The following is a 13,438-nucleotide window of genomic DNA, read 5'->3' as shown; positions in this document are numbered from 1 at the left end:
ACTCATAAATACTATGTAACTATATATTAGATAATACTCTAGCAATACTGGCTCTCAGTAGCGGAACGAGTGGCTCTATTTTTTGGAGGAGTGGCTCTCATCAAGCGGAATGGGTGGCTCAGTTACTCCGGAATATCCAATCTATGCCGTTTAATGCATATGGACTCATTTTCATTGTGTTGTACAACACATCAAAGGTTGATACGGTAGCGGCAACAATCCCCTCTACACCCAGCTCTGACGCTACCTTCTTTCTTGTTCCCTGATCAACTGGCAAACGTTTTAGTAAGGTCAACCGATTTTTTCTATGGCGGATAAGAGACAGCATTAAAACAATTATCACTATTGTTCCGACACCTATAGTAGCAGACAGTAGCATATAGGGACTCCAATTAATCTTGTTTGTTATATGAGCGATAAGCTATCAATTATCTAAAAGTAACCGCTCTTTACTCCTGCCCTAATCATCGCCATATACTCTTTTCGGCTCAGACCGTGCTCTTTTCTGTTGTTCTCAAGAAATTTGGCAAGGTTCTCGATTTCTGAAGTACTTAGCTGTCTCAGCCCCATCTCCGTTTGCAAAAAATTTGTCCACGTCCTCTTCACCTGATAACGGTGTATATTAACGGTGCTAAATACAAATATCAGTATAATGGCGGCGGCGACAGCAATTTTCTTAACTAAGGAAAGTGAAGCGATTTTTTTTTGCGATGTTCGTTTGTTGACGATTGTCGTGTAAATGATCCTCTGAATAATTATCGATATCCTTTAGTATTGCATGAGGTAGTCCATCACATATTACATCAACTTGTTTGGTTTCGTTTTCGCTTGATTCTGCTTCAGTCCGTTGTTCATCATGTTTGATAGTAGCCAATTCTCCTCCTTTTGTAATCGTTTTCTTAGTTGAGCCCCAAAGTTTGAGCCAACTCCAACTCATTGTTTCTCATTTTAATGAAGACCTGAGCGCCAAAGCGGAGCAGGTCTTCGCTTCACACACACTATACGCATTGGTTATTGTAATGATAACAATCAACCATTTCCACAGTAAATTCAAGGCTTGTTTCTCGTCAAGAACTTTCTTTTCCATAAAAAAATCTACAGAATTGAGAATTGAGACGGCTTGAAGCTTTGCGGAGCAGGGCTTCAGCTTGTCGCGCATGAGTGAAGTCACTGTCCCCTTGTCTCCAACTACTCTGATCAGCTCTGCCCGAGCATTTCGGCGAAGACGATCTCCCGTTTCGGTTTTGCCATGCTGTGCAGGGGTAGATCATGCTGAAAGTGGTATTTCAAAAGGGCGGAAAAGAGTTTCGAAGCCTTGTGTTTCGGGATCAGGTTGCGCCACTGAGGCATGAATTCTCCCTTGTTCCAATAGAGATTGATCACCCGCGCCAGGGATTCGAAGCTCAAGATCTCGTCGAAACTGAGCAGGTCGGTCTTTAGCACTTGGTAGGGCGGATGTTCCTGCCAGAGATAATCCCTTTGATTTGCAATGGCTTGCATCGGAGTATCGGGAAGGATTTTCAGCATGCCGAGCTGAATTTCGTGTGGGAAAAGGGGGGCGAGTTCGTCGATTGATTTGAACACCGACGCCTTGGTTTGAGAAGGCAAACCCAGCATCAGATCGGCATGGACGCGGATCTGAGTGCGTTCCAACAGCTTTTGCAGCATGGCTTTGCTCTTCTTCCAGTTTGATCTGCGGTGGCTAACTTGGTTGATTTCGTCGTCTGTGCTCTGGATTCCGATTTCGAAGCGGATGCGGTTTGGGGGAGCTTTTTCAAGTAGAACAAGGTCGTTTTCGTTGAGCAGGTCGGGGTAGATCTCAAAGTGAAAATCGCAGGCGCAGTCAAGCTTGATGATATATTCCCAGATCGCGTGGGCGAGCATTGGATGGATGTTGAAGCTACGATCGATGAATTTGATGGTTTTCGGCTCAAAACTAACGAGCTTGTCCAGTTCTTTGTATAACAGCTTACGATCAAGGGGATCGCGAAGATCAAAGCGCGCTTCAAGGCGTTTGTCCTCCGCCGAAAGGCAATAGACGCATTCAAAAGGGCAGCCGCGCGAAGATTCATAGTAGAGCAGCTTGCCGGATAGAAGAGTTTTGTCGCTTGTCCGGTAGGGAAAAGGGATGTCACGGAGGGGATAATTTGGACGGGATATGAATCCTCCTCTGCCTTCGAAATCGAGTTCCGCCTGCTCTCTGAATGCCGCTTCGCCGGGACCTTGAATGAATCTGTCAAAGCGTCCGCTTTGGATTTTCTCTGCGAGAGCCGGCATTTCAGGTCCGCCGAACACGAAAATGCTTTCGGGGAGGAGTTTTCTCAGATCCGGGATGAGCTTTTCCAGGAAGTCCCGATTCCAGATATATGCCGAAAAACAGAGGATATCGGGCTTTTCCTTGGTAATCCTCGCCAAAGCGTCCGACTGATGATCTTTGAGGGTAAAATCGATCATTTTCGTGCTATAGGGAAGATCGCGGATCAACTCCCGCAGATAATACAGCGCCAGGCTGCTCTGCGTCCAGGAACTGTTCACGGCGATGAAGACGATCTTGGTTTTGGGGTGATTCAAACTCATAGCGTCTATTTTATCGGCAAGGCGATGCTGTCAACCACAATCTGATGCGGGTTAAGATGAATTTTATTGACACAAAGCGCACCTCAAAAAGTAATGACTAAAAAACTAAGAACTTGTAATAAAAGAACCTACAAGGAGTCATATAATGGCTAAACAGACAAAAGCCACATTGGACGGCAATACCGCTGCAGCGCATGTTGCCTATGCATTTGCCGAGGTGGCGGCGATCTATCCGATCACTCCATCCTCCGGCATGGGAGAGCTTTCCGACGCTTGGGCGTCCGAAGGCAAGAAGAATATCAACGGCACGACGGTCGATGTGATCGAAATGCAATCCGAAGCCGGAGCCGCCGGAGCAGTGCATGGATCCTTATCCGCTGGAGCACTGACCACCACTTTTACAGCCTCTCAGGGATTGATGCTGATGCTTCCAAACATGCACAAGATCGCTGGAGAGATGCTTCCCACAGTGTTTTACGTGACGGCGCGTTCGCTCGCCGCGCAATCTTTATCCATCTTTGGAGACCATTCGGATGTGATGAGCGCCCGCAACACAGGTTTTGCTTTGGTCGCTTGCAACAGCGTGCAGGAAGTGATGGACTTGGGCTTGGTCTGCCAGCTCGCCACGATGAAAACCTCGATCCCCTTCCTCGTATTTTTCGATGGTTTCAGAACCTCGCACGAGCTGCAAAAAGTGGAAGTGATCGATTATGAAACGATGGCGGAGCTGGACGATGGAGACCTGATCGAAGCCTTCCGTCAGCGCGCGCTCAATCCTGATAACCCACGCGTGAAGGTCGGTCAGCAGGGACCGGACGTCTATTTCCAAGGACGCGAGACCTCCAATCTGCACTATTCCGCCGCCCCTGGGATCATCGCAGAAACGATGGAACAGGTGGGTGCCACGATCGGACGCGGATACAAACTCTTTGATTATGTGGGACACCCCGAAGCGGAAAGCGTGATCGTTGCCATGGGCAGCGGCTGCGAAACGATCGAGGAAACCATCACTTATCTCAATGACAAGCGCGGCATGAAGCTGGGCTTGGTCAAAGTCCGCGTCTATCGTCCCTTCTCTGGGAAACACTTCATTGAAGCCTTGCCGGAAAGCGTGAAAAAGATCGCCGTGCTCGACCGCACCAAGGAACCCGGTTCTTTGGGCGAGCCTCTCTATCTGGACGTGGTCGGAAGCCTCAAAAGCAGAAGCGACATCCATATCATCGGCGGCAGATACGGTCTTGCCAGCAAGGAATTCACCCCCCCGATGGTTCTCTCGGTCTATAAGCATCTGGCAAACAAAGGTTTCCACGGTTTCACGGTAGGCATCGAGGACGACCTCTCTCATCTTTCGCTCGATTATAGCGAATTTATCGATACCGTCCCGGATGGAACCATCAACTGCAAATTCTGGGGCTTGGGCTCCGATGGCACCGTTGGTGCAAACAAAAACAGCATCAAGATCATCGGCGATCACACCGATCTCTTTGTTCAAGGCTATTTCCAATACGACAGCAAAAAGAGCGGAGGCATCACCCGCAGCCATCTGCGTTTCGGCAAAAAGCCGATCCACTCCCAATACCTGGTCTGCAACGAAGATTTTGTCGCCTGTCACAACCAAGCTTTCATCGACAGATTCGACATCCTCGGCTGCATCAAGGAAGGTGGTGTGTTTCTGCTCAATTCTTTCTGGAACAGAGATGAAACCTTTGGGATGCTCACCCGCGAGATACAGGAAACCATCATCAACAAAAAGCTCAAATTCTATAATATCGACGGGCTCAAGATCGCCGACGAAGTGGGACTCGGCGGACGCGTCAATACCGTTATGCAGACCGCTTTCTTCCTCATTTCCGGTGTTCTCGAACGTGGCGAAGCCATCTCCCTGATCAAGGAATCCATCGAAAAGACCTATGGCAGAAAAGGCGATGAGATCGTTCAAATGAACCTGAACGCTGTGGATAAAGTGAACGAAGCATTAGTCGAGATCGACGTCCCCGCCAGCCTTCCTGCTGAATATGCTCCGATCAAGAAACTCGTGCCGGACGATGCCGATGACTTCTCCAAAAAAGTGATCGCCCCCATCATGAGAGAGCTTGGAGACAGCATCAAGGTTTCCGAAATGCCGCTTGACGGATACATTCCCACGGGAACCGCGAGACTGGAAAAACGCCGCGTCGCACCGGCAGCCCCGCACTGGATTGCCGAAAACTGCATCCAATGCAATCAATGTTCTTTCGTCTGTCCTCATGCCGCGATCCGCTCCAAATTGATCAAAGATGAGGATCTCAAAGGCGCTCCCGATACATTCAAAACCCTCAAAGCCATTGGCGCTGAGGGATATCAATATAAGATACAAGCCTATATCGACGATTGCCAAAGCTGCCGCGTCTGCGTGAACGAATGCCCCAAAGCCGCATTGGTTATGAGCCCCATCGAAGATGAGAGAGCAATCGGCGAACAAGCCAATTATGAATACTTTGATGCTCTGCCCAATGACGTGATGGCAAATTACAAGGAAACCAACGTCAAGGGCAGCCAGTTCAAACAGCCTTTACTTGAGTTTTCAGGCGCCTGTGCAGGTTGCGGCGAAACGCCATATATCAAGCTGCTCACCCAGCTTTATGGCGACCGCATGATCATTGCCAACGCCACCGGCTGTTCTTCCATCTGGGGCGGAACCTTCCCCACCATTCCCTACACCAAAAACAAGGATGGCAAAGGGCCCGCCTGGGCAAACAGCCTCTTTGAAGACAATGCCGAATATGGTTTCGGTATGCGTCTGGCGATCAATTCCCACCGCAAGCTGCTCAAGCTTGCCATTGAGCATTTGATGGACAAAGCCATCGATCCCACTCTGAAAGAAGCCTTTGGCTATGCACTCGGACATTGGACAGATGTGGATGCCCCCGCCAAGGAAAACGCCGCAAAAATCAAAGCCCTGCTGCCCGACGCGATTGGAAAAGCCTGCGAAGGCTGCGCCAAGCTGCTGCGCCGCGTCATCGAACTGAAAGACTATCTGATCGAGAAATCGATCTGGGCAGTCGGTGGTGACGGATGGGCTTATGATATCGGCTTTGGCGGACTCGACCATGTGCTCGCATCAAACCAAAACGTAAACGTCTTCGTGCTGGATACCGAAGTGTATTCAAACACCGGCGGACAGGCTTCCAAAGCCACTCCGCTCGGCTCCATCGCCCGCTTTGCCGAAGCAGGAAAGAACACGAACAAGAAAGACCTCGGCATGATGATGATGACCTATGGCTACGTCTATGTCGCGTCCATCGCAATGGGCGCAAACAAGGTTCAGGCGATGCAGGCGATCCAGGAAGCGGAAGCATTTCCCGGTCCCTCCATCATCATCGCCTATGCCCCTTGCATCAACCACGGCATCGATATGTCCCAAGCGCAGAAACAACAAAAACGCGCGGTGGAAGCAGGCTACTGGCTGCTCTACCGCTATAATCCGCTAAACCGTCTGCAAAACAAGAATCCGCTCACTCTGGACAGCAAGGAACCCACCATGAAAGTGCAGGATTACCTTGCCCTCGAGAAACGCTATTCAGGTCTGGAACTGATCTTCCCGGAACGCTCAAAACAGTTTCAGGCAAGTGCCGAAATCTTCTTTAAGGATAGATACCTGCAGTATAAGAAACTGGCGGATAGCTAATTAGCATTCACGATCCGGCAATGCCGGTTTCCCGAACAGCATAGAACCAGGGGCGGGATCTTCGGACCCCGCCCTTCTCAATGCAGGCTTTTTTCTCCGCAGGATCGGCATCCTGCGCTACCTTTCTCCTTAGCATTACGGAGTCAATACGGACTTGACAATTTGGTGTAGCGCAGCATGCCGATGCTGCGAAAGTGTCTGGTTCATCGCTATTGTCGCCGACGGGGACGTCGGCGCTCCATGATGCGGATAAACATCATAAAAAAAGGCGGGATAACTTCCCGCCATTTTACATAGCTGATATATTTGCCTTGATTATCTTTCTCAGTATGAGTTGATGATCTCTTCCGCGTCTTCCTTGTCGGATGCGAAAGTGAAGGCTTCCAGTATCTTATAATTGTTGTGCGGATCCTGGCATTCCGGATAAGCCACGCTCAAAGCGTTGAGTTTGTCTTCTGCAAAGGTGAAAGCTCCGATCAAGCGAACGATCTGGCTGACGTTGAATCTGCTGTTTTTGGCGGCAGTATTCAGCACGCGCAATTTGTTGTCCGCAAAGCTTTCTTTGTTGATTCGTGCCATCAGATCGTTAAAATCTTTGTCCGGCATGAGTTTGCGTCCCGGCGTAGTGATTGCTTCATGCTTGGGTTTTTCGGTGGACGGTTTCACTGTCGGGGCTGGTTTTGTATCCGCTGGAGGGGAAGTGATGTTGATACTGATATTGGGCTGTGAGCTCGGTTGAGCGGTGGGAGCGGATGTCACAGAGACGTTTGCGTCCATTGGCAACAGCGCCAATAGCTCATAAATCTCGTCCACGAGTTTCTTGGCGCGGATCTGATCCACCTTGTTCAATTTGACATGATGTTCTTTTTGGAGTTGTTCAAGACGGGCGACGATGTTGTCGATCAGGGTTCCTGAATTGGTTTTTCCGTCTGCCTGGACTCCGGTGATGTTCATGGAAATATTTCCTTCCGGGGTGGAAATCGTGAAGCCTTGGGCAAAAAGCAATCCTATGCCGAAAAGGGCAATGGCGATAAGCATGAGTTTCTGCATGGTATTTCTCCTTATGGTTTTATCTTCGATGACTTTGATGATGGGAGGAGGGTTTTGAAAGCTTGGTATTTTGGCAAGGAAAAAAAAAGATTAGACTGGGAATGAACGGACATGCAGGACTTGAAGGATTGAACACTGATGACATGATGGGGGTTATCTTTCATTCTATCAGGCTTTTCCAACGGCGAAATATACTTTCAGCAAAGAGGAGACAGTTGGTTTTTCCGTCTCACCTTAGTCATTTTTGGCGCGTAAAATCCGGAGCTATCCTCTCCCTTTGAGTAAGCCGAAAACTACCTTAATACTTGAATTTCGGTTCCCAGTCGGGGTCTTCGATATGGAGCAGGTCAAAGAAATACCAGAGTGCGCAAAAGTCGTCTCCGGGACCGAAGAAAGCTTTTGCCACATGGATAATCTTGCCGGATTCGTCTTTGAAGAGGGTCGATACTCCCGGATAATAACTGCCGTCCTCAAGCTGAAAACCGAGATCGTGCTTCAGCGTGCAGGCGGAAGTGGAGACAACTTCAAAGTTCCATCCTCTAAAGCTTGCGAAAGCATCCATCGCCGATGGCGGATCGGGAGTGGAAACCACAAAGGCGGCGCGGTTTTCAAGATGTTTTTGGATGCCGATGAATCCATCCGCCCAGAGCGTGCAATAGGGACAGGCGGCGCCCATGTTGTGCACGAGGATCATCTCCTGTTTGTCTCCGAAAAGTTCGGAAATGAGCACTGCTTTGCCATCGCGGCGCAGGAGTTTGTAGTCCTGGATTTCAAAGCGCGGGACGGAGCGTTTGAGTTTGTATAGTTCCGTCTTTTTTTGGATGATCTCGCCTTCGAGATCGGTGATTTGTTGTTTGATGTCTTTTTCGGTCATGCTTATTTCCTTGCTCTAAATGACTATCAAGAGCGTTTGTTCAACCGCTCATTTATCCATGTGGTCATCAATCAGTCCTCTCAAGCTGTCCCCAGGCGCATCGATAGTCTGTTCGATGACGGTGTTGTTGGTTTTTGGCATATAGATGTTTTGGATTCTGGGGGAATAGGTCACGATCAATCCGGCAAAGACGATGGAGACCATGCTCATCAGCTTGATCAGGATGTTGATGCAGGGACCGGCGGTATCCTTGAAAGGATCGCCAACCGTGTCGCCAACGATGGTGGCTTTGTGGATCTGTGATCCGCTTCCGCCCATCTCTCCCATTTCCACAAATTTCTTCGCATTATCCCAGGCGCCGCCGGCGTTGTTCATCATCACCGCGGTCACAAAACCGGTGGTGAGACCACCAATGAGGACTCCCAAAACGCCCGCTACTCCAAAGACAAGACCAATCGCCACCGGTGTGATGATACCGATCAGCGCGGGCAGAATCATTTCCTGTTGCGCGCCTTGGGTGGAGATGGTGACGCAGCGCTCATAATCCGGCTTTGTCTTACCTTGCAGGATGCCCGGCATGGTGGTAAACTGACGCCTCACCTCTTTCACCATCTTGCCGGCTGCGCGTCCCACTGCTTTGATGGTGAGCGCGGAAAAGACGTAGGTGACCATTGCGCCCACGAAGATTCCAAGAAGGAACTTCGGATTGAGCGGATTGATCTGATAATAATCGATAAAGTTCGTCAGCGTGGCTTTGGAAGCTTCGACCTTGTGGCTGAAAGTGCCGTAATTGATCTCCAGATATTGGATCTCGCCGAGTTTGTTGCCCATCATGACAAAGGCGTCGCGCACTTTTTCCAGATACGCCGCCATCAAAGCCATGGCGGTGAGTGCCGCAGAACCGATGGCAAAGCCTTTTCCGATTGCCGCGGTAGTGTTTCCGACGGCATCGAGATTATCTGTTCTTTCACGCACACTTTTGGGCAAATGCGACATCTGAGCATTGCCTCCGGCATTGTCCGCGATCGGGCCAAAGGCATCCATCGCCAAGGTCACTCCCAGCGTGGCAAGCATGCCCACGGCACCGAAACCGATGCCATAGAGACCCATCTCGACAATGTCGAAACCCTTGCTGACGGTGAAAGCGGTGATGATTCCAAGCACGATGATGATCACCGGCGCAGCAGTGGAGATCATACCCACGGAGATGCCTTCAAGGATCACTGTGGCGGAGCCGTATTCTCCTTGTTTGGCAATGTTTTGGGTGGATTTATAGCTGTGCGACGTATAGATCTCGGTGAAGTAGCCGATCAGCACTCCCGCCAAAAGTCCAATGATCGTGGAAAGGAAGATGCCAAAATAATACTCCGGAGGCAACAGCGCCCGCGTGATGAAATATGCCGCGATCGCGATGAGCAGTGAACTGATATAGACGCTTTTGTTCAGAGCCGCCATCAGTTGTTTCATCTGGGCGCCTTCCTTGGTGGAAACCAGAAAAATGCCGATCACCGATAAAAGCGCACCGATTCCGGAAAGGATCATCGGCGCAGCGATAAAATTGAACATCTTGCCGCCGATGGCTGGATATTTTGCCGAAAGCTGCATGAAAGCGGACATGCCCAAAGCAGCGGTGGCAAGGATCGATCCGGCATAGGATTCATAGAGATCTGCGCCCATTCCAGCAACGTCGCCGACGTTGTCGCCAACGTTATCAGCGATGGTTGCGGGATTGCGGGGATCGTCCTCAGGGATGTCTGCCTCGACCTTTCCGACAAGGTCTGCTCCGACGTCCGCAGCCTTGGTATAGATGCCGCCGCCCAAGCGGGCAAAGAGTGCCTGCGAGGAGGCTCCCATGCCAAAGCTCAGCATCACGACGGCGATCTTATGCAGATCATAGCCCAAATAGTTGAGAAAATAAAACCAGACGGAAATGTCCCAAAGCGCAAGACCAACGACCACCAAACCCATCACTCCGCCGGCGCGGAACGCAACTTTGAGCCCTTGATTCAGGCTTTCGGAACAGGCTTGGGCAGTGCGGCTGGATGCCATGGTAGCGGTATTCATACCGATGTATCCGGCAAGACCGCTCATGAATCCGCCACTGAGAAAGCCCCATGGAATCCAAGGGTCGAGAACTTTGAGCCCGTGCGCCATGTATTGCAGCAGGGCGAAGGTGATCACAAAAAAGATGACGACACCTTTGTATTGCTGTCTCAAATAGGCAAAAGCACCCTCGCGAACGAATCCAGCGATTTCTACCATGCGCGCGTTGCCGGGATTCTCCTTCTTCACATCGTGATACAAAAAAAGGGCAAAAAACAGAGCCGTGATAGCACCCAATGGTGCTATAAACCATATCAGGGGCAGAATCGGCATATATACCTCACTTAACTTTTACAAGGGTTTATCTGTCGAGTTTACATCAGTTTATTCCTGTAGTTTTACGTTTTAAAACATGCCCAATTTTGTCAAATCCTTTTTTTCGCCGGTGCGAGCCTTCCGGGTTCAAGCAAAGGAGAAATTGCCCACCAAACTGCCTGAAAGCACCGCCAAAGACATTTCTGCCGGACTTGGTTTCGCGCTGGGTAGCGAAAACCATTTCTTCCGTCCGCTGATGCACAATCTCAGTTTTAAAAACCCCCTCGGGATACTCGTAAGCCGGATTCTGTAACCTTTGCAAGCAAAGGCTGATGTCCATCCATCTGGGCCTGTTTTCACAAACAGGCTCGAGCTGCCTACCCGAAAGCATGATCGCGCGGGCAGCGCTGAGCTTTCCTATTTGGCATTGCACCGGATAAGGCATTCCTGGCTATCTCCGTCACCGGAGATACCGGTGGTCTCTTACACCGCCATTTCACCCTTGCCGGGACGCCATCGATCTTCTTTCCAAAGTTGTGGTCTCACACGGACAATATCCCAAAAAACGATAACGGCGTCCGGCGGTTTATTTCTGTGGAGCTGGCTCTGCATCACTGCAGCTTCCCGTTAGGAAGTATCCCGCCCTATGGTGTCCGGACTTTCCTCCACGAAGTTTGATAAAACTCCGCAGCGGACATCTGAGTTTCCCGAAGGGTATATATTGAGTGAGCAAATCAGGCTCGTGGTTTTTGTCAAGAAACAAATCCGCGGAGCGGGATAATTGCTTGTGGCAGAGAGTGGTGCCAGCTCGAAGTTTGCCGTTTAGATTCACCCTCATTTGCTTTCTGCATTCGGGTAAACTAACGGAAAACGCAAATAGCTATGGCAATCGGGGAGACTGTTCATCATCTCCATAAGTCAATTTTCGACTTTTGTAATCTGGACGAAGCAGAATGCCTTTCCAGTCCAAAACTAACTCAAGGGAGGCAAACTTAGTGCAGGATATGTTGTTGCAGGCTTTCCGCAGGGATCGGCATCCTACGCTACCTCCTTAGCATTACGGAGTCAATACGGACTTAGTCCGTAATGAGTCCGTATTGATTCCGTATTGCTAAGGGGGAAGATGTCCCGTCCTAAGAGATGAGAGACAAGAGATGAGATAAGGATCAACCTTTACCAGTCTGGCAGAACGATACGCGAATATGGAATTACCGACGGGGACGTCGGTAATTTCATGTTCCTTTAGTGTGAACGGGTGAATAGGTTATCAGTTCTCATCTCTTCCACCCCCGTAGCATCGGCATGCTGCGCTACAGGCATACCAAAATAGCGCATATTAAAAAAAATATCTTGACACTTTATAAACAGATACAATTATGACTTTGTTCATGTAAATGAACTCGGAACGTGTTTGTATTGTGCAATAGATCGAATCTCGGATGGGATTTGACAGGATATAGATCGTGATGTGGCGTGCGCTGATTATCGGAGCACATTGGGTTTTTGTAAAAACAAAGCGAAAGCAAGAAAGACCTTGACACGAAAGCCATTACTGCTTGAGTGACGAGGATGCTATTTGTTTTGGCTTTAGAATCACAAATAGGAGATAACATGTCCTACAAAGCACTACCACATATCTTTACCAATATGCCGAATGTTGCGGCAGGGGACGCACAGCAACAAACATTGATGGGGGGGGCAGATATATCGCAATGATTCGCTTCCTCATCCTCACTGCTTTTCTTTTATTGTTTAGCATTTGCTTGTTTGCAGATGCAGAAGCCATCAGGATCGGTGTTCTAAGTAATATGCCCGAATTTGCTCCCAATCGCACACCTTCAATCTCTCATGGTAACTTTTACGGGATAGATGACACTGCTATTATTGCTGTCAGGTATGATCTGCCTACCTTTGAATTTTCATTGTCGCCAGAGAAAGTCCAGGTAACCTATTTTACAAAAGTTACCTTGGCATTCGCTGGATATCCCTCAGGCAATAAAATTGTTATAGATTGGGGTGAATCCGGTGGATCCACTAGCACAATCTATGCGCCAAGTACCAACAATTGCAGCCTTTGGCACCAGTATAGTTCTACGGTTCAAGCCTATAATGTCTCCATTAAGACTTATAGACCATCCGGAGCTTCATACATTGAAGAGCCTGAACACGAAACTAACTTAACTGTCGGAATTTTCCCTTATGATGCATCTGAAGATGTTGCTACTATCAATGGTGAAGCCGTGGGGACACTTTATACATACCAAACTTCAATCGCGAGCAGCATCAAAAAGCCAGTATTAATTGTAGAAGGGTTTAACTGGCATAACAATAACACCGCATCCAGCATCATTGGGTTAAATCCTTTTTTCTATCAGAACTTGCTTTCTGATGGATTTGATTTGTATATACTTACATTTGCAAATAGCCATAACAGTTTATTTGTCAATGCAGGATTAGTTCTATCAGCATTGGATAGAATCAAAGCCCATTTTGATGATGGTGGAGACATGGCTGGATATGGATGCAAACCAATAAAAATAATCGGCTATTCCATGGGTGGGGTTTTAGCCCGAATTGCTCTTGCAAGTGCGGAAGATCAAAATGGCTATGCGCATGGGACTAACTTGCTAATAACAGTCGATTCACCCCATCGAGGTTTTGTAATCAATTCCAACTTGCAAAACAGCTTCGGAAGTTTCATAAATACAATCAATTTCTTGCTTCCAGGTGATCAAGAAGTGTCAGATGAATTGGTTGATGGTGTCAATTCACTCTTATACAAATTCGCTTGCATAAATCCAAATTATGATTATAGTATCTCCAGAACAACAATAGCTGGAGGTACAGATGAACCGTATCCATGTTAACGACACATTGCCTGCTGAAGAGCTAAGGCATAGAATGCTTGCCAG

10 protein-coding genes and 1 other RNA gene are annotated in these 13,438 nt (G+C 48.8%); 2 read left to right on the top strand and 9 right to left on the bottom strand.

The window, feature by feature from the left end; all coding sequences use genetic code 11:
• Positions 1-118: 118 nt before the first annotated feature.
• The 4 genes from Q8M98_08420 to Q8M98_08405 all read right to left on the bottom strand — a co-directional run bounded on the left by Q8M98_08420 (position 119) and on the right by Q8M98_08405 (position 2,577).
• A complete protein-coding gene (locus Q8M98_08420) occupies positions 119-379 on the bottom strand; it encodes a hypothetical protein (protein ID MDP3114786.1) in 261 nt (86 codons plus the stop codon).
• Between the two features lie 297 nt (positions 380-676).
• Positions 677-937 (bottom strand): hypothetical protein, encoded by a 261-nt coding sequence (locus Q8M98_08415; GenBank protein MDP3114785.1) that lies wholly within the window; start codon positions 935-937, stop codon positions 677-679.
• A 6-nt stretch (positions 938-943) separates the two neighbouring features.
• The gene (locus tag Q8M98_08410) at positions 944-1,159 is read right to left on the bottom strand and encodes a hypothetical protein (GenBank protein ID MDP3114784.1); all 216 of its coding nucleotides are present in this window, start codon (positions 1,157-1,159) and stop codon (positions 944-946) included.
• 38 nt (positions 1,160-1,197) lie between these two features.
• Positions 1,198-2,577 (bottom strand): DUF4080 domain-containing protein, encoded by a 1,380-nt coding sequence (locus Q8M98_08405; protein MDP3114783.1) that lies wholly within the window; start codon positions 2,575-2,577, stop codon positions 1,198-1,200.
• 145 nt (positions 2,578-2,722) lie between these two features.
• On the opposite strand from Q8M98_08405, the gene nifJ reads away from it, so the two are divergent.
• Complete coding sequence (gene nifJ, locus Q8M98_08400; protein MDP3114782.1) at positions 2,723-6,244, top strand: pyruvate:ferredoxin (flavodoxin) oxidoreductase; 3,522 nt, start codon at positions 2,723-2,725, stop codon at positions 6,242-6,244.
• 7 nt (positions 6,245-6,251) lie between these two features.
• On the opposite strand, the gene Q8M98_08395 is transcribed toward nifJ, so the two are convergent.
• The 5 genes from Q8M98_08395 to rnpB all read right to left on the bottom strand — a co-directional run bounded on the left by Q8M98_08395 (position 6,252) and on the right by rnpB (position 11,236).
• Positions 6,252-6,380 (bottom strand): hypothetical protein, encoded by a 129-nt coding sequence (locus Q8M98_08395; GenBank protein ID MDP3114781.1) that lies wholly within the window; start codon positions 6,378-6,380, stop codon positions 6,252-6,254.
• 188 nt (positions 6,381-6,568) lie between these two features.
• Positions 6,569-7,294, bottom strand: coding sequence for a DUF4476 domain-containing protein (locus Q8M98_08390; protein ID MDP3114780.1), 726 nt, complete (start codon positions 7,292-7,294; stop codon positions 6,569-6,571).
• Between the two features lie 298 nt (positions 7,295-7,592).
• The gene (locus Q8M98_08385) at positions 7,593-8,168 is read right to left on the bottom strand and encodes a DUF899 family protein (protein ID MDP3114779.1); all 576 of its coding nucleotides are present in this window, start codon (positions 8,166-8,168) and stop codon (positions 7,593-7,595) included.
• A gap of 48 nt (positions 8,169-8,216) precedes the next feature.
• A complete protein-coding gene (locus tag Q8M98_08380) occupies positions 8,217-10,544 on the bottom strand; it encodes a sodium-translocating pyrophosphatase (GenBank protein ID MDP3114778.1) in 2,328 nt (775 codons plus the stop codon).
• A gap of 263 nt (positions 10,545-10,807) precedes the next feature.
• Positions 10,808-11,236, bottom strand: an RNA gene (rnpB, locus tag Q8M98_08375) — RNase P RNA component class A.
• Positions 11,237-12,238: 1,002 nt separating this feature from the next.
• Between rnpB and Q8M98_08370 the strand changes: the two genes are divergently transcribed.
• Positions 12,239-13,393 carry a hypothetical protein gene (locus Q8M98_08370; protein ID MDP3114777.1) on the top strand — a complete coding sequence of 385 codons (1,155 nt, stop codon included), beginning with the start codon at positions 12,239-12,241 and terminating at the stop codon, positions 13,391-13,393.
• Positions 13,394-13,438: the final 45 nt, after the last annotated feature.

The organism is Candidatus Cloacimonadaceae bacterium (assembly GCA_030693415.1).
Taxonomy (GTDB): Bacteria; Cloacimonadota; Cloacimonadia; order Cloacimonadales; family Cloacimonadaceae; genus JAUYAR01.
The sequence above is the reverse complement of the archived record's forward strand: the minus strand, read 5'-3'. Positions and strand labels throughout refer to the sequence as shown.